16 protein-coding genes are annotated in these 15880 nt (G+C 54.8%); 5 read left to right on the top strand and 11 right to left on the bottom strand.

Annotated features, from left to right (window positions below):
* Positions 1-29: 29 nt before the first annotated feature.
* From ACA049_RS10245 to ACA049_RS10215, 7 genes are all read right to left on the bottom strand, one after another.
* Positions 30-1067 carry an acyltransferase family protein gene (locus tag ACA049_RS10245; RefSeq protein ID WP_497335094.1) on the bottom strand — a complete coding sequence of 346 codons (1038 nt, stop codon included), beginning with the start codon at positions 1065-1067 and terminating at the stop codon, positions 30-32.
* A 12-nt stretch (positions 1068-1079) separates the two neighbouring features.
* A complete protein-coding gene (locus ACA049_RS10240) occupies positions 1080-2183 on the bottom strand; it encodes a hypothetical protein (protein ID WP_497336809.1) in 1104 nt (367 codons plus the stop codon).
* Positions 2183-3403, bottom strand: a complete 1221-nt coding sequence (locus tag ACA049_RS10235) for an MATE family efflux transporter (RefSeq protein WP_497335092.1) — start codon at positions 3401-3403, stop codon at positions 2183-2185. The genes ACA049_RS10240 and ACA049_RS10235 overlap by 1 nt, the downstream gene beginning before the upstream one ends.
* Positions 3400-4512, bottom strand: a complete 1113-nt coding sequence (locus tag ACA049_RS10230) for a polysaccharide pyruvyl transferase family protein (RefSeq protein ID WP_497335090.1) — start codon at positions 4510-4512, stop codon at positions 3400-3402. Before ACA049_RS10230 ends, ACA049_RS10235 begins: the two co-directional genes overlap by 4 nt.
* A 14-nt stretch (positions 4513-4526) precedes the next feature.
* The gene (locus tag ACA049_RS10225) at positions 4527-5609 is read right to left on the bottom strand and encodes a glycosyltransferase (protein WP_497335088.1); all 1083 of its coding nucleotides are present in this window, start codon (positions 5607-5609) and stop codon (positions 4527-4529) included.
* Positions 5610-5715: 106 nt separating this feature from the next.
* Positions 5716-7944, bottom strand: a complete 2229-nt coding sequence (locus tag ACA049_RS10220; RefSeq protein WP_497335086.1) for a polysaccharide biosynthesis tyrosine autokinase — start codon at positions 7942-7944, stop codon at positions 5716-5718.
* Positions 7945-7989: 45 nt separating this feature from the next.
* Complete coding sequence (locus ACA049_RS10215) at positions 7990-8430, bottom strand: low molecular weight protein-tyrosine-phosphatase (RefSeq protein ID WP_497335084.1); 441 nt, start codon at positions 8428-8430, stop codon at positions 7990-7992.
* Between the two features lie 300 nt (positions 8431-8730).
* Here ACA049_RS10215 and ACA049_RS10210 point away from each other — a divergent pair, with 300 nt between their 5' ends.
* Positions 8731-9708, top strand: coding sequence for a glycosyl hydrolase family 5 (locus ACA049_RS10210; RefSeq protein ID WP_497335082.1), 978 nt, complete (start codon positions 8731-8733; stop codon positions 9706-9708).
* 12 nt (positions 9709-9720) lie between these two features.
* On the opposite strand, the gene ACA049_RS10205 is transcribed toward ACA049_RS10210, so the two are convergent.
* Positions 9721-10074, bottom strand: coding sequence for a hypothetical protein (locus tag ACA049_RS10205; RefSeq protein ID WP_497336807.1), 354 nt, complete (start codon positions 10072-10074; stop codon positions 9721-9723).
* Between the two features lie 370 nt (positions 10075-10444).
* On the opposite strand from ACA049_RS10205, the gene tal reads away from it, so the two are divergent.
* A complete protein-coding gene (tal, locus tag ACA049_RS10200) occupies positions 10445-11371 on the top strand; it encodes a transaldolase (RefSeq protein WP_109629027.1) in 927 nt (308 codons plus the stop codon).
* Between the two features lie 203 nt (positions 11372-11574).
* Here tal and rssC read toward each other — a convergent pair whose 3' ends face one another.
* Positions 11575-12057, bottom strand: a complete 483-nt coding sequence (gene rssC, locus ACA049_RS10195; protein ID WP_007935262.1) for an anti-sigma factor antagonist RssC — start codon at positions 12055-12057, stop codon at positions 11575-11577.
* Positions 12057-13238: a two-component system response regulator RssB gene (rssB, locus tag ACA049_RS10190; RefSeq protein ID WP_010456296.1), complete on the bottom strand. Its 1182-nt coding sequence runs from the start codon at positions 13236-13238 to the stop codon at positions 12057-12059. The genes rssC and rssB overlap by 1 nt, the downstream gene beginning before the upstream one ends.
* A gap of 276 nt (positions 13239-13514) precedes the next feature.
* Here rssB and ACA049_RS10185 point away from each other — a divergent pair, with 276 nt between their 5' ends.
* Positions 13515-13814 (top strand): PilZ domain-containing protein, encoded by a 300-nt coding sequence (locus ACA049_RS10185; RefSeq protein WP_438661898.1) that lies wholly within the window; start codon positions 13515-13517, stop codon positions 13812-13814.
* A gap of 61 nt (positions 13815-13875) precedes the next feature.
* Here ACA049_RS10185 and ACA049_RS10180 read toward each other — a convergent pair whose 3' ends face one another.
* On the bottom strand, positions 13876-14565 hold the full coding sequence (locus ACA049_RS10180; RefSeq protein ID WP_497335080.1) for an MlaA family lipoprotein: 690 nt from the start codon (positions 14563-14565) through the stop codon (positions 13876-13878).
* A 200-nt stretch (positions 14566-14765) separates the two neighbouring features.
* On the opposite strand from ACA049_RS10180, the gene pcrP reads away from it, so the two are divergent.
* Both pcrP and ACA049_RS10170 read left to right on the top strand, forming a co-directional pair.
* The gene (gene pcrP / locus ACA049_RS10175) at positions 14766-15386 is read left to right on the top strand and encodes an HAD superfamily inactivated hydrolase PcrP (RefSeq protein WP_497335078.1); all 621 of its coding nucleotides are present in this window, start codon (positions 14766-14768) and stop codon (positions 15384-15386) included.
* Between the two features lie 109 nt (positions 15387-15495).
* Complete coding sequence (locus ACA049_RS10170; protein WP_094471546.1) at positions 15496-15759, top strand: DUF4404 family protein; 264 nt, start codon at positions 15496-15498, stop codon at positions 15757-15759.
* The last annotated feature ends 121 nt before the right edge of the window (positions 15760-15880 follow it).

The following is a 15880-nucleotide window of genomic DNA, read 5'->3' as shown; positions in this document are numbered from 1 at the left end:
CATCTATCAGCAAGTGGGTGAATCGGCGCTCAGGATTGAGGCACCTTCAACCCGACCTCTGGAGTCTTTTTGCTGCTCGCACGTTCGCCCAAAAACAGAACTGAAGTAATGGCGAAACGACTGAAGATATTCGACAGCACCACCGGTCCCAACAATCCGCACAACACACCGCCCAAGACCAGGATGCTTTCGTCCGTGACGCCCAAACGCCCCAAGGCGAACCGCGAGCTGGCGGCAAACAGCACGTGAAAGAGGAAGATGGCGTAAGAGTATCCGCCGAGCCAGATCAGTGCTTTGGAGCGCATATCACTCGACAGTAACGCGACGCAGGACGTACAGCCAACGAGCAAACCGACCAGGCTTCGGCGATCGACAATGAGTTCGCGATCCACCGCCGCGATATAAAGCAGCGTAACCGAGATCAAGACGAACACCACCGGCCCGATCACTTTCAGCGATTGCTTTAAAGCGTTGACCTTTTCGTGGCAAATCATTCCCGTCACGAAGAACGGCAACAAATAGACGGCGCCATTAATGCCAAACGCATCGACCGGAAAGGACGGCAGCAAGAACACCACCGCCGAAAACAAAAACAACAGATACAACCGCGTCGCTGTTTGCAGTAGACCGCGCCACCGCAGAAAACCGACAAACATGAAGATGATAAAAACCGCCTGCAAAAACCAGAAATGGTTAACCGGCACGTAGAACGACAACAAGGCTTCCGTTAAACCGAGGTCTTTGTTCACACCCGGCCCGACAACCTGCAGCACCGAGAACGGGATGCCGACAAAAAACAGAGGCACGATCAACCTTCTCACTTTGCCCACGCAGTAAGCGGAGAAGTCATTGCCTCTGATTTTGTAAATCGAATAGATATAGCCCGAAATAAAGGTGAACAACGGCATCCTGACGTACACCATCGAATCCGCCAGAACCCGAAATGGCGATCCCAGGTCTATTTTCAGCCCGCCACCCAGCGGACCTATGACGTGATAGAGCACGAGCAACAGGCACGCCAGGCCCCTGAGCGTTTCTATTTCCAACGATTTTTTCTTGCTTTGCATAGACCGCAAACCTCAGCGCAACACGCTTGATTCAACCGACTCAGGTGTTCTTGAGCGCAACTGCAACCCCAGCCCCAGAAACAGCACCGGCACCACCATGGAGAAATGTCGGGCAAACGAGCCGAAGTCCGGCTCGAACAAACCCTGCACCAATAAAAAGGACAGTGGGATCGCAATCAGCTCTTTGACTTTCGGCGCGATGGTTGCGCCCTTGTAATGACTCGACGTCATCATTTTGAACATCAGCAACGAGGTCATCATCATCAGGACAACGAATATGATCTGGCCCAGGCCGGAGAGCAGAATCAACTCCACCGGGAAGGACAGCCTGAAAAAGATGCTCATCGAGTCCACGGCCTGCGACACGAAATCACCGCCGTTAATCCACGACACGATCAATGACTTTGACCCCTCTTCACCCAGGGTCCGCTGTTCGTTGTTACTGGCGCGAATGGACGAGACGGAATAGCCGACCAGCAACTGAATCGCCGTCGCGATCACCAGATAGAACATGAACAACATCACGAAAAAGCTGAATCGCGAGACATGCTTCTTCATGACGCACACACCGACCCAGACCAGCGAAAACAATATCCAGTAAGGTCGAATCAGTACGCCGTAAAACAGCGCAGAAAGGAAAAAGCCCGCTCGGTATCGTTTCGAAAAGGAGAAAAAAAGAATCGCGATGACCGCCACCGAGACAATGATTTCCTTGGTCAGGTTATCGAGGAAAAACGACCTGACCACGCCCCACAGGCACAAGGTCAGGAAGATCGTTATCGGGATTCTTTTGAAGATGAAGACCGGTATAGAGGTCAGAAAAAGGTTACATAACATCCCGTAGGCCCACGCATTGGTCAGGTTGATACCGGTGGGACGCAACAGGTAGGCGGAACACTCGTAAGAAGACCGGTCGGGCGAAAACGGATTCCAGAAATTGCAGTTGTCTGAACGAACGTATGACGTCCACAACGTCATTGCATCAGGGCCTGGATCGCGGTGCATCAACAGCGGCATCGCAATGGACAAAAAAAGTCCGCATAACAGAATCAGGAATGAAATGGGCGAGTCGAGCTTTCTTCCGCGAAACTCTATGGACGGTAGAGTGATAGCCATTACAAGCTCCCCTTCGACCGGGTGAACCTGGTCAGCAACGCAATAACGCCCAGTTGCACCATGATCGAAAAGACATTGCCCCATGCCGCGCCATAAATTGAATAGTGCTTGATGAGTACATAGCTGACGGGCAGTGAAACGATCAGGCAGATCGCCGCACTGGCTAACGAAACCCGACTGTTCTTGGAGGCAATAAGGCCTCCCCACACAATGTCGCCGACAGCGCGCAGGGCAAAAGAGAAAATCAGAATCGCTAGTATCCGGTTATCCGGGCGCGGGACTGCCGCGGCCACATAATCGAGCAGGATGTTGAAGAAGGCATAAATCAGCACAGCCACCGCGCAGGAAACAATCAGGGAGCGCAGCACCCATTGATTCACGAATAACTGCCGGACCGTCAGCGCCTGCTGGTTGTCTTTATAGCGCTTGGCGAGCACGGGAATGCCCACCACTGCGACAACAGCGTAGGACAACGCTTGCAACGTGTTGGCGGCGGACCAGGAATACACGTACTTGCCGAGGCTGGCATACGGTTCCATGTCCAGAATCAGAAAACGCTCAGCGTACTGACTTAATGCGATCAGCCCGCCGCCCAGATAAAAGGGCAACCCTGCACGCCAGACCGAAACCGTGGTGACGGCACTGATGTCCCGCCCCTTATGAACGTTAACCACAATCAAGTAACCGGCCACGATCACCATAAGGTTGGTGGCCACCCATAACCAAAGCACACTGGCGATGGTCGACACCATGCCCGCCATGAGTCCGCCCACGGCAATGAGCGCCCAGAGGCCGGTCTTGATAAAAAACAGCAACGCGCCCCAGTTGGCTTTCTGTGCGGAAAACACAAACGAGTTTATTTCGAAGGAAAGATGCTCTGTGAGCAGCAAAAGCGTGACACACGCAATCAACGCGGCACTCGCCTCAACATCGCTGAACAGTGAGTAGAGTGCGACCGTGACCACCGATAACAACAAACCCACCGCCAGGTACAGAACCAGTACCTTATCAACGACGAGTTTCGTACTGCCCCCGATGCTGATCAGCCGGTTGATTTCAGAGCTGAACCCGACGCTGTAAAACTTGGAAGCGATCAAAGAGGCGGCCACTACCACGCCGTAGAAACCCAAGGCGTCATAACCCAGGTAATGGGTGATGGCCAACACCAGTAAAAACTTTGCGCCTAATGCACCTCCCCGTAGCAACAACCGAAATATCATCGAACAATCCCTTTGATGATATTGTCCATCAGCTCCGTTTTGGCTTCGATTTCCTTGCAGGTGTCCGTCAGTTTTTTGCCGAATCTGGACAACGCGTTCGGGGCGTAAACAGTGTCGATGATGGTGTCGACATTGATATCTCCACCGTTGATGACCCAGTCTTCCACGCCCATATCCTGATAGGCGCCAAAGCCTTTGCGTTCATAGCTGATATGGAACGCAGGCACGCCGGCGAGGAGCGACTCAATGGCTCCGTGCAGCCTGACGGAAATGACTAGATCAGGCTGATACCTGGCCAGCGTCGCCTTCAAGGGCAAGAGGTCCTCGGTAATGCCGAGTTCCCGATAGAACGCGCCGTCATCGTTGCCACGGACGGCGCTTTGGACAGCGCAAACCACTTTGCTTTTCGCCCTTAGTCGCTTCAACAGCAGCTTCAGGTTGGCAACGTAGGCAACTTTCTTCTCTTTGCTCCATTCCGGCGGCTTGCGTAAAACCACGCAGACCACAGCCGGCGATGATGCACAGCGGGTGAACTTGGGTTGCGCAAGTATCTTCTTCGCCAACGCCTGCACCGCCAGGTCTGGCGCTCGATAAACATTGGCATTGGATTCGAAAATGGCTGACGACCTGTTGTCGCGGACAAACACCGCATCGGCACTGGCGTAGTGTTTTACGATTGCACTGCTTTCACCGTGGAACGGGCCGATGCTTTGCGGCAGGTAAACCGACGGCACCTTGCTCAGGATCGCCGTTTCGAGTTGTTTGGCATGCCCCAGTTTCAGCTTGATGTGTTCAAAGGCGCTCTTCGAGCGCATGTACCCGCCGCCCACCCCGACGATCAGATCAGTGGTGCTCAAGAGGTCTGCGAGTGGTGCGTAAGACTGTTTGAGGAACACCGCTTCCTTTACGCGCCCCAGCCCTTTAGCTGCCATGACCGGCGCGTCATATCGCTTATAGGGAAGGTAACTGAATGATTGGGGGTCTGACGCAACGACGTTGATTAAAGTGTCCTTGCCAAAGTTTCGCAGCACCAAGGCGATTGCCAAATCCACGAGAAGGCCATCACCCGAATTTGACGCACTGTAGCCATGCAAAATAGTTACGTTCATAGCTTGATATCTACTTAATAAGTTTGAGCGGAATACACGTCATAGGTCTGCTGGATCATCAGCGTTGCGCTGAACCGTTCGCGCACCCGCTTACGGCTTTCAGTACCGAGTTCCAGCAACTTTTGCTTCTTGATATTCACCAGGATGTTGGCGAGCGCCTGGTGATCGCCGGTCGAAAATATGTAGCCTGTGACGTCGTGCGTGACCAGTTCAGGCAGCGACGTACAGTCACTGGCAATAACGGGCACGCCCATGGCCATTCCCTCGAGGGGAACCATTGCAAAACCTTCCCAGCGACTGGGAACAATCAGGGCATCGGCCGTTTTATAAAGGGCATTCACTTCGGCCGGGGTGACCCAAGGCAGGTATTCAACCGCGTCAATGACGGGGCACTCGACCGGTTCCTCATTCACCGCACTGCCGACAACTGTCAGTTTCAAGTCGGTGCGTTCGACTGCCGTGAATGCCTTGAGCAAAACATCAAAGCCCTTCTGATAGTCCAGCCGCCCTACAAACAGAAGTTGAATATCTGTGCGCTGGCTGGACAGGCTCTCATCGGTTTTATAATGAATGCCGTTGTAGATCAGCTTCATGCGGTGGCGGTCGATACCAAACGAGGCCGCTTTATCCAACTCATACTGACTGACACAGATAATCACATCCGTGACTTTTTGCAGAAGCCGTTCAATCAGCGAATACACTTTCTGTTTAGCCGGAGAGCTTTCCATCAAGAACGAAAATGCGTGCGGGCAATAGATGATTTTTGGTGACCGCCAAGGACGCATGACCAGGCAAACACATCGACCAATGACGCCGGAGAACGTGCTGTGTAAATGCACGACATCCGGTTTTTCCTTGAAGATCACCCGCATGAGTTGCCAGGCAAATCGCAGCAGGGACACCACATCTCTCTTGTTCCGGGAGAAGGTTCGGATGTCTTTTTCATCAATGCCATGCAGTTCTTTTTTCTGGTCGAACGGGATCAAATAGACCAGTTCATACTGCTGGGCGTCGCCCTCAGGAGGGGTCGATATCGTCCGGATGACCGTCGCAACGCCACCTTTGATCGTTTCCGCCACGTGTAGTATTTTTTTCACAATCCACCCAATTCCATGAACGTAGTCGCGGGGCAAAAGAAACCCGGAAAGTGGTTAACGATCGTTAACCACTCTCAACCTGATTACCTGACAGATAGAACTCGCATCACGCTTTGTCAGAGGCGTATTCATAGTTGTAATAGCCGTAGCCGCCATTACCGTAATAGCTGGACGCCCGCTTCTCGACGCCGTTAAAAATCGCGCCTTTCAATTCGATACCGTTCTGAGCAAATCGACGAATCGTCAATTCGATCTCTTTGGCTGGATTCACCCCGAAGCGCGTCACGATCAGATTGATGGCGGCTTCACGCCCGACGATTGCCGCATCGGTCACGGCCAGAAGAGGTGGCGTGTCGATAATCACCACGTCGTAGAGTTCACTGAGTTCCGCCAGGAGTTCTCTGAAGTTGGCATGCATCAACAACTCGGAAGGGTTGGGCGGTACTTGTCCACGACTGATGAAATGCAGGTTATCGACTTCGAGTTTGTTGATCGCTTGCTCAATGCTGCAGCGCTTGGTCAACAGATCGGACAAGCCGTTGCTGATCGGAGTCGCCAATGTCTTGTGCAGGTGACCTTTGCGCATATCGGCATCGATCAGTACGACTCTCTGTCCACTTTGCGCAATGACCGCGGCCAGGTTAGAGGAGACAAACGTCTTGCCAACCTGGGGGCTCGGGCCGGAAATCATGATCCGGTTGTTGGTCGCATCCAGCCCTGCAAAGTGCAGACAGGTGCGCAGGCTGCGTATCGATTCGATGGACAGGTCAGTGGGATTACGCAACGCCAATAGAAACGCCTGGTTGCTGGCACTGTCACCCAGCCGGACTTTTTTAGTGTCCTCTTCTTGTTGCAAGGCACTGTAAGGAATGGAGGCATAGACAGGCAGTCCAAGTTGCTCGATGGCTTCTGGTCCTTCGAGTCCTCTGCTCAGCGATTTACGCACCAACACCAGGGCAACACCGACAAAGCCACCCAGGAAAGTTGCAATCAGGACAATCAGGGCTTTGCGGGGTTTGACCGGGGTGGTGATGTCGACGTCCGCCGTATCAATCAGCCGCGCATTGCCGACCGCCCCTGCCCTGACGATGTCCAGCTCCTGGGATTTATTCAGAAGTTGGGTATAGATCTGGGTCGCCACTTCCACGTCACGGGTCAGGTTCAACAGTTCCTGCTGGGTCGCCGGAAGCCCCTGGACCTTCTTTTCCAAGCCTTGTCGCTGCTTGTTCAAATCGCCCATCTGAGCCATCAAGGCGCGGTAGGCCGGGTGCTCACGGGTGAACTTTCGATCCATGTCCGCTTGCTGGAGTTTCAGATCCGAGATGCGCGTATCCAGCACCACAATCTGTTCCAGCACAGACTTGGTTTCGAGCGAAATGTTTACCGTATTACCGCGGGTCTGATAGCTGTTCAGCGCGTTACTGGCTTTGACCAGATCGTCTTTGACTTGCGGAAGTTGCGCCTGCAGGAACTCCAGGCTCTGGGCCGCTTCGGCAGAAGTGCGTTGCACATTCTGCTGCACATAAAGCCTGGAGACCTTGTTGAGAATCTTCACCGCCAAGGTGTAGTCAGTGCTGGCCAAGGCCAGGCTAATAATGCCCGACTCTTTACCTTGCTCCGAGACTTCGAGGGCGTCCTGGTAATTCTGAATGGTGACAATGCGTGGATTGCGCACCACTTCGAACTGGGTGCCTGGATTCGCGTTCATGCTCGCGATGAGCACCTCGACCCCCTCTTGTGCGACGGATTCGCCAGTGGCGCCGCTGACCAACAAACCGCCATTGTCATCGTAGAGCTTGAATCGATTCCGCTCTTCGGCAACCAGCGTCAGTTTCTTGCCCAACAACTCATTCGGCAGATGGAGTTGTTCGATATCAAGCCGCTCGCCGCCCCACGCATAGCTGTTCATGCCGAAACGTGGCGGCGAAACACTTTCAGTGGGGGTGCTTTTATATCGCCGTGCGAGAAAACCGCCGATAACGGGAAAGGTGTTGGGGGTGATCACAATATCAAGACGCAGATCATCGACCGTTTTACCGATGACCGCGCGGGACTTGATGATGCCGATCTCGGTAGCCGCCGGTGATTGCCCACCGAGCATGCTGCTGATATCCGAGAACCCCAGCATGTCGTTCTTTTTCGGCTCGACCTGGACAAGCGCGTTCGCCAGATACACGGGTGGCGATAAAACCGAATACGCGGCACCGGTCACCATGAACGCCCCGGTGATGGCACCGATCAACCATTTATGGTCAATCAATGTGCCTAATAAACCGAGCAGATCAATTTCGTCTTTATCTTGATCCCGGGTGTTGATTACTGACGGTAACTGCATAAGGTCTATTCTTTTACCATTATTACTGATCTGAAAATTCGTCCATCAACGTCCGAGGCGCTGCGCCCATGAGCAAACGGCATCTTCAATCAATGCGTGGGCATGGACAAAAGCAGCTTTTCCTTGACGATACGGGTCCTTTATTTCGCGCTCGCTCTGCCACTTCCCCAGAAGAAACACTTTGCCTCTGGCGTGTGATGCAATCTTTAGTACGCCCTGCACATGCTCTTTTTCCATGACCAGAATAAGGTCTGATTCATTAACAATGGCTGGCGTGATCTGTCGCGCTATAAACCCTTGGGCTGTATGACCCTGCTCTTCCAGAACCCGAAGTGCGTCGGGCTCAATAGATTCACCCACCCGCGCGCTGAGTCCCGCGGAGGTCACCGAGATACCTGAAGGTTGCAGCGCATGGCGAAGCAACAGTTCAGCGGTAGGACTTCGGCAAATATTACCGACGCACACCACAAGAATATTTCTGAACAAGGCTACTCTTCCCGTGTAGTGTCGAATCGGCCAACGTATAGCGAGGAGTTGAGTGCCGATATGATCGTCCCGCACTCAGAGAGGGATCCATCGTGAAAATACTTTCGTATTAAATACCACGACACCTAAAAAACGCCCAACCGGAAAGCCGGACCATAAATAACAACCGGGACCAGAAAGTTATTTATCCGACAAAAATTAACAATGAAGTGTCTGCAATAGAGAATTGATGATATCGCTGTATTAACTGACTAATGCTATTTTCACCCGGCTCACATTGAATCATCAGGAAATCCAGATATGCCCTCCCCGCGTTTGCGACTGATTGCCACTTCAACACTATTTATACTTGGCGCATTCAGCCACGCTGATGCCAGCCAGGCTTTTTCAACGCTGGCGCAAGACAACAAGACAATAGGCGTCCAGGTGAAGATTCAGAATTTCTCAGCCGCCGACGCCGACCAGATCAAAGCCGCCGGGTTCGGATTCGTGCGCTTTGGCGTATGGACCAACAGCCTGGGCAACCCGGCCTACCAACACCAGATCAATGAAGCCTTCGCTGCCGCCAAATCTGCCGAGTTGCCGGTATTGATGACCGTTCGTTCGACCAAAGCGTTAACCCACAAAACGCAAAACAGTGACCGGGATCTCGCCACCGCTGGAGATTCCTTCGCGAACTCGGTCATCAGCCTGGAAAACACCTACAGCACGCAGCTTGTCGCCATTGAAATATGGAATGAACCGGACTTGCCAAAATACTGGCCCACCCAGGACTTTGAAGTCACCTTCGTGCCTTTCATGAGCGCAGTGTGCAACGCGTTACAACAGCGGGATCACTCAACGCCACTGATCGGGTTTGGGTTCGCGAAGGCGCCTGCCAAAGACTCGAAGGCGACCGTCGCACTGGCTAAAATCCTGAAGGATTACCCGCAATGCCTGAGTGCTGTTTCCTACCACCCCTATGGCATGTCGGGCACCGAGATCAGCCGTACTCAAGCGTTTATCCTTGAGAACTTCCATGTGCCAGGGGTTATTACCGAATGGGGCGTGCCTTCGCTTAGTTCAATCGGAGGCACCACCGGCCAAGCATCACGCATCTCTAGCTTCATCTCGGACGTCAAAAAACTGAATATCCCGCTGACATCCCTTTACGAGTGGAAAAACAGCGACTCTGGCAGCAATGATCGCGAGCGAAGTTTCGGCTTGAAGTCGTCTGACGGAACATCAAAACCTGCGGAGACTGCCGTGAGGATGTTATTGAAGTCACCCACCGAATGAAGCCTCTCTACATTAAATGCGGCTTCCTTTAATCCACTCTGCATAACTCGCAGCGTCCATTGCCAGCGATTCCTCCACCAGCACCTCGAACAATACGGCTTGCGCTTCGAAGCGCAGGTCATGTTTGAATCTCTGTGAGTCGTTCATTTGCTTCAACAACACGCCAGTGACTTGACTGGGCAGGCTGTGTTTCACGCGTTTCAGCCAACCGGGGATTTTCCTGGCAGCTTTCACCCTTCCCATCTCAACCAGGCCCTTCAAATTGTCCGGGTGGTTTTTCTTTGAAGCAGCCAACAACGCTTCAAATACATGGCTCAGTTTTTTCAAGGCATAACCGAGAATAAGATCATCGAAGGCCTCCACCATGGCGGACACCCGTTCCTCCTGTGAAATCATCTTCCCATCCAACACCTACATTTATCCGCGCCACATTACACGCCATCCGAGTTGTTCTTTTTGACATCTTATAACGTCTGAAATTGACCATTTTTAACGCTCGTAGCCCCCCGAATGCAGGCATGGCAGCGCAAGCGCAGGAGTTGTCGGAGAGCCGTCAACGGTCAGATGCTTTGAACCTGCGCCGCGTTTTGGCATCGTATTAACCGATACCCGCGCCCCGCCTTTCAAACATCCGTTTCCCGGTTGTTGCCCACGGGGCCACCGATACGTACATGCGCCCTTGAGTGGCTGTCAGCGCTCGGGTAATGTCATTAGACCCATAGGACAGAGCACGCCCATGACTTCCAAGCTGGAACAACTCAAACAAATGACTACCGTCGTTGCCGACACCGGCGACTTCGAAGCTATCGCTCGCGTAAAACCCGTCGACGCTACTACCAACCCTTCCCTGCTGCTGAAAGCGGCGGCTATTCCCGGTTATGCCGAGTTGCTGAACGCCTGCGTTCACGACTGCAAGGGCGATGTGGGCCTGGCCAGCGACCGTTTTGGCGTGGCGGTAGGGCAAGAGATTCTGAAAGTTGTACCGGGCCGTATTTCCACCGAAGTGGATGCGCGCCTTTCGTTCGACACTGACGCCGTATTGAAGCGTGCGCACCGTCTGATCGAGCTGTACGACAAGGCCGGCATCGGCCGCGACCGCGTGCTGATCAAGATCGCCTCCACCTGGGAAGGCATTCGCGCCGCCGAGAAGCTGGAAAAAGAAGGCATTCAAACCAACCTGACGCTGCTGTTCTCGTTTGCGCAGGCTGCGGCGTGTGCTGACGCTGGCGTGTTCCTGATTTCGCCGTTCGTAGGCCGCATCTACGACTGGTACAAGAAAGCCAACGGCAACGACTACACCGGCGCGGATGATCCGGGCGTGCAGTCGGTGACGCGCATCTACAACTACTACAAGGCCAATGACTACAAGACCGTGGTCATGGGTGCGAGCTTCCGTAACCTGAACCAGATCGAGCAGTTGGCCGGGTGTGATCGCCTGACCATCAGCCCGGACCTGCTGGAGAAGCTGGCAGCAGACACCGGCAAGCTGGAGCGCAAGTTGGCCCCGGGCCATGCGGGTGAAGCGCGCTTGAGCCTGAATGAAGCGCAGTTCCGCTGGTTGTCCAACGAAGATGCGATGGCGACCGAGAAACTGGCTGAGGGGATTCGTCAGTTCGCTCGTGACCAGGAAAAACTTGAGGCATTGCTGCAAGCCAAGCTCTGATTCAGTCAGAGCAAACGCAAAAAGGGCGAACCCTCACAGGTTCGCCCTTTTTTATGCGTTGAATTCGGTTGCTTGTCAGGCCGCCATCGCGAGAATGTACACAGACCCCCTGTGGGAGCGGGCTTGCTCGCGAAAGCGTTGTGTCAGTGAATACAAGGATTAGAGACCCACCGCTTTCGCGAGCAAGCCCGCTCCCACAGGAATCAGTGACGCTCTAGCGCATTCACCAGATCATGGAACGCTTCACGATTGGAGTCGTTCAGGCCCATGAGGATTTTGTGTGCCTCGAGCACTTTGATCCGCACCACTTCCTCGGACTGATCCTGGTCTGGCAGGTCGGTCAGGCATTCAGGGCACGGGATCGGGCGGTCAACGATGTTGAACACTTGCTCGAAGCCCATGGACTGCAGCAGACGGGTGATGTCTTCGTGGGTGGTGACGACGGTCGGCAGCAGGCCGACCTTTTGCCGCGACAGGATCGACAGTTTGGCCAGCAGGCCCAGGGTGGTGCTGTCGATGCTGCGGGTTTCGGTCAGGTCGATCACGATCGCGTTGAAGTTCAACGCGGTGAAGATCCGCTCAATAGTCGCATCCAACGCCGAACACAGGGTCAGGCGAACTTCACCGACGAACTTCAGGACGAAGGTGCCGTCCTGCTCGGCGAACTGGATTCTACCGGTACTCATCAAAGATTCCTGCTCAACACCAACAGGGCGATATCATCCGGCATCTCCCCTAGCGTGGCCAATCCAAAAACCTGCCGCAGACCATCCAGGCTGCCGCCCGCTGCCTTGACCCGTTGGGGCAAAGCCGCTTCTTTTTCTTTGAGTGTAGGTTCTGGCAAAAGGTCCAGAATGCCATCGGACATCAGCGTCAGGCTGAACGTCGGCGGCAGCTCCAGCACGTGGTCTTCATAGGTGGCTTCATTGAAGAGGCCCACCGGCAGACCGCGCCCTTCCAGATAACGAACACTGTCTGGCGTGTACAACACAGGCAACGGCAAATGACCACCGATGCTATAGGTCAACAAACCTGTCTCCTCGTCGATGACTCCACCGACCATTGTGACGTGTTTACCCAGCTTACAACTGATCAGGCCCCGGTTGATATGACCAAGGACTTCTGAAGGCTTGAATTCCGGCAATGTGCCGCTGCGCTTGGATTCGAACAGCAAGCGCGTGGTCATGAACTTCAACAGCACGGTTACGAAGGCTGAAGAGGCGCCATGACCGGAAACATCCGCCAGGTAGAAGGCTACCCGACGCTCGTCGACCCGAAAGTAGTCAACGAAATCACCCGACAGGTACAGCGACGGGATGATCTGGTGAGCAAACTGGAACTCGTCGATGGTCCAGGGGCTGACCGGCAGCATGTTCATCTGCACCTGGCGACCGGCGTTCTGGTCTTCCTGGAGCAGGTTCAGGCTGGCGGCGAGCTCGCGGTTGGCCTTTTCCAGCTTCTCGCGGTAGCGCTGGTTTTCCAGCAGCAGGCGCGCGCGATCCAGGGCCCGGCGCACAGAGTGCTCGAGCACCGCCAGATCTTCGAGAGGCTTGATCAGGTAGTCCGCCGCGCCCAGGCGCAGGGCCTCGACCGCGTCGTTCATCACACCGGCACCCGAAACCACAATCACCGGCGTTTGCGGCGACAGCTCGGTGACCTGGCGAATGAGTTCGAGTCCGCCCATCTGCGGCATGCGCAGATCGCAGATGACCAAGTCGGGCTTGTCTTGCTCGAATACCTGAAGACCCTGCTGGCCATTGCTGGCCTGCAGGACACTGAAACCACTGTCTTCCAAGTAGGCCGCGAGACTCGCGCGCACTACTTCGTCATCATCGATTATCAGCAGCGTGGCACTGGTTTTTGGCATGTGGGCAAACGGCGCCAGAATTAGGTTGGCGTAGCAGGCACGGGTTTTAGCCCGGCTCACACTACTGGATTCGCTTTCTAGCCTCTCTGTCGCACCGTTATCGGGCATTTGCCCTACACACAGGTACACCAGAGGTGCCCTTCTAAGGCGCAGACGGTACTCCCATCCGCGGGGCGTTTCAAGCTCACGCCGATGGTCGCTTGACGTCTTTACTTGTCAAATCACCGGGAGTTATAAGAACAGGCAAATCCGTAACCCAATGGAAGGATGAAGCCCATGAGCCAAACCGATCGGGACTACAGCGAAAAGCGCGATTTCATCCGCATGCGGGTCGATGCCGATGTGTCGCTGATTCACGAAGGCGATGAGGTGCCAGCCGTCTGCATCGACCTTTCCAGCAGTGGCATGCAGGTCGAGGCACCCCGCCTGTTCAAGGTCGGTGACCGCATCAGCGTGCGCATCGATTCCGATCACGCAGCGCTCAAGGGGCTTGAAGCCGACACCGAAGTGGTCTGGGTAAAAGAACAGGACGGTGGCAGTCAGAAACTCGGGCTTACAATCTTGAAGATGAAATAAGCCCGGCCCCAAACGAAAGAAGGCGGCCGATTGGCCGCCTTCTTCATTTTACCGGTCGAGATCAAAAATCGTCTTCGACCTGGCCGTCTTTGACTTTGAACTCGCGGTTCTGCAAATACGCATTGCGGATGAAGGTGTACTTGTCGCCGGTGATCAACTTCTCGCTCGACAGCAAGCTGGCGCGGGTATCGACGATATTCAGGCCGAAGATCGAGTTACGCACGGGCACGTCGTTGATATAGCGGTATGGGCCGGTGTAGCCGTCAACGTACTTGGAGGGTGCATCACGCAACGTGCTTGGACCCAACAGCGGCAGCATGACGTACGGGCCGCTGCCCACGCCCCAGTAACCGAGCGTCTGGCCAAAGTCTTCATCGCTACGATTCAGGCCCATCTTCGTGCCGACATCGAAGAAGCCCAGCAAGCCGAAGGTGGTGTTGAAGATCAATCGCGCCGTGTCTACGCCCGCGGCTGCCGGCTTGACCTGCAAAACGTTGTTGGCAAGGTTGGTGACATCACCGACGTTGCGAAACATGTTGTGAATCCCGTCTTCCAGAAACTGCGGCGTCACGAACTGATAGCCCTGAGCGATCGGCTTCAGCGCATAGGTGTCGACAAAATCATTAAACTGGAAGATAGGACGGTTGACGCTTTCCCAAGGGTCTTCTTCCGTGGCAGCCTGGGCTGCGAACGGAACCAGCAACACGCTGGCACACACACAAAGCTGAGCTAGACGATTGCTCCAGCGCATAGAAAACTCCTTGGATTGTACTGGCATGGGCGCTTGGCCCAGGCGATAAGTTGGCTAGTATAAGACGGAAAAGCCGGTTTAGGGCAGCCTCGCGCACGATGGCCTGCGCAAGATTCGTCCTGACTGAGAGTGCTTCACATCAGTGTCACTCAACTGTCACCGGCAGCGCATAGCCTTGTCGCTATTTCAGGGACGTTGATATGCCGCACGCCGAAGCCTTGCCCCTCGCTGCACCCAGCCTGACCGCCGTACTGTTCGGGCTCAGTGGTTGCCTGGTGGATTTCGGCGCCCGGATGCGCCAGCACGATACTCACACGATCGAACATGCCGAGCTCACGCCCGGCGCAATGGACAGTCTGAACAGCTTGCAGCGCCAGCAGATTCCTTGTGCCTGGCTCGACGAGCTGCCCCCCGCCCTCAGTCATTCCCTGGCCGGCGCCCTGCCTGCGTGGATCAAACCTTCGCAACACCCCGCAACAATCAATCCATGGCCGTCTCCGAACGCTTGCTGGCAAGCCTTGATGGCCCTGAATGTCGAACGACTGGACGGTTGCGTCCTGGTCAGCGGCGAGCCACGCTTGCTGCAATCGGGACTGAATGCCGGGCTGTGGACGATCGGACTGGCGTCCTGCGGCTCGCTCTGCGGTTTGGCGCCCAGCGAATGGCAAGCCTTGAGCCAAAAGGAACGCGAGCATCGGCGCGGTAAAGCGACCGTGCAGTTGTTCAGTCTGGGCGTGCATTCGGTGATCGATCACTTGGGTGAACTCGATACCTGCCTCGCCGACATCAGCCTGCGCCGGTTCAAGGGCGAAAAGCCCTGACCGAGATCATGCAGGTTGCGCGCGAGTGGATTAATCTAAAGGCAAGCCATAGACCTTTGGCGCGCTGCTGCGGTCTATGCCAGTGCCTATCGATAAAAGGAAGAACGCCATGCCTGCCCGCGAACTGCAACAACAGCTCAATACTCTGCGCGAGCAATTGGAACAGAATCCGCCGCTGACCGAAGCCGAGCGCGAAGACCTGCACGCGCTGATGCAACAGATCGAATTGGAGCTTGAGCTCGAAACCAAAACCCAGGACACCAACCTCGCCGACAACGTGAACCTGGCCGTCGAGCGCTTCGAAATCGAACACCCTACCCTGGCCGGGACCTTGCGCAACATCGTGCAAGCTCTGGGCAACATGGGGATCTGAACCCGCCAGATGCAAAAAAGCCCCGCCAGTGATGGCGGGGCTTTTTCATATCCGGGATTTGCAAATGCAATCCCTGTGGGAGCGGGCTTGTTCGCGAAAGCGGTATATCAGTCGACATAAA

The organism is Pseudomonas sp. LBUM1662 (genome assembly GCF_059695915.1).
The sequence above is the reverse complement of the archived record's forward strand: the minus strand, read 5'-3'. Positions and strand labels throughout refer to the sequence as shown.

Excerpts from the sequence above, each read along its gene's own strand:
- ACA049_RS10210 (WP_497335082.1), top strand. The coding sequence starts at position 8,731 with ATGCCCTCCCCGCGTTTGCGACTGATTGCCACTTCAACACTATTTATA.
- rssB (WP_010456296.1), bottom strand. The coding sequence starts at position 13,238 with ATGCCAAAAACCAGTGCCACGCTGCTGATAATCGATGATGACGAAGTA.
- ACA049_RS10245 (WP_497335094.1), bottom strand. The coding sequence starts at position 1,067 with ATGCAAAGCAAGAAAAAATCGTTGGAAATAGAAACGCTCAGGGGCCTG.
- pcrP (WP_497335078.1), top strand. The coding sequence starts at position 14,766 with ATGCCGCACGCCGAAGCCTTGCCCCTCGCTGCACCCAGCCTGACCGCC.
- ACA049_RS10185 (WP_438661898.1), top strand. The coding sequence starts at position 13,515 with ATGAGCCAAACCGATCGGGACTACAGCGAAAAGCGCGATTTCATCCGC.
- ACA049_RS10240 (WP_497336809.1), bottom strand. The coding sequence starts at position 2,183 with ATGGCTATCACTCTACCGTCCATAGAGTTTCGCGGAAGAAAGCTCGAC.
- ACA049_RS10230 (WP_497335090.1), bottom strand. The coding sequence starts at position 4,512 with ATGAACGTAACTATTTTGCATGGCTACAGTGCGTCAAATTCGGGTGAT.
- ACA049_RS10205 (WP_497336807.1), bottom strand. The coding sequence starts at position 10,074 with ATGGTGGAGGCCTTCGATGATCTTATTCTCGGTTATGCCTTGAAAAAA.
- ACA049_RS10180 (WP_497335080.1), bottom strand. The coding sequence starts at position 14,565 with ATGCGCTGGAGCAATCGTCTAGCTCAGCTTTGTGTGTGTGCCAGCGTG.
- ACA049_RS10170 (WP_094471546.1), top strand. The coding sequence starts at position 15,496 with ATGCCTGCCCGCGAACTGCAACAACAGCTCAATACTCTGCGCGAGCAA.
- ACA049_RS10220 (WP_497335086.1), bottom strand. The coding sequence starts at position 7,944 with ATGCAGTTACCGTCAGTAATCAACACCCGGGATCAAGATAAAGACGAA.
- tal (WP_109629027.1), top strand. The coding sequence starts at position 10,445 with ATGACTTCCAAGCTGGAACAACTCAAACAAATGACTACCGTCGTTGCC.
- rssC (WP_007935262.1), bottom strand. The coding sequence starts at position 12,057 with ATGAGTACCGGTAGAATCCAGTTCGCCGAGCAGGACGGCACCTTCGTC.
- ACA049_RS10235 (WP_497335092.1), bottom strand. The coding sequence starts at position 3,403 with ATGATATTTCGGTTGTTGCTACGGGGAGGTGCATTAGGCGCAAAGTTT.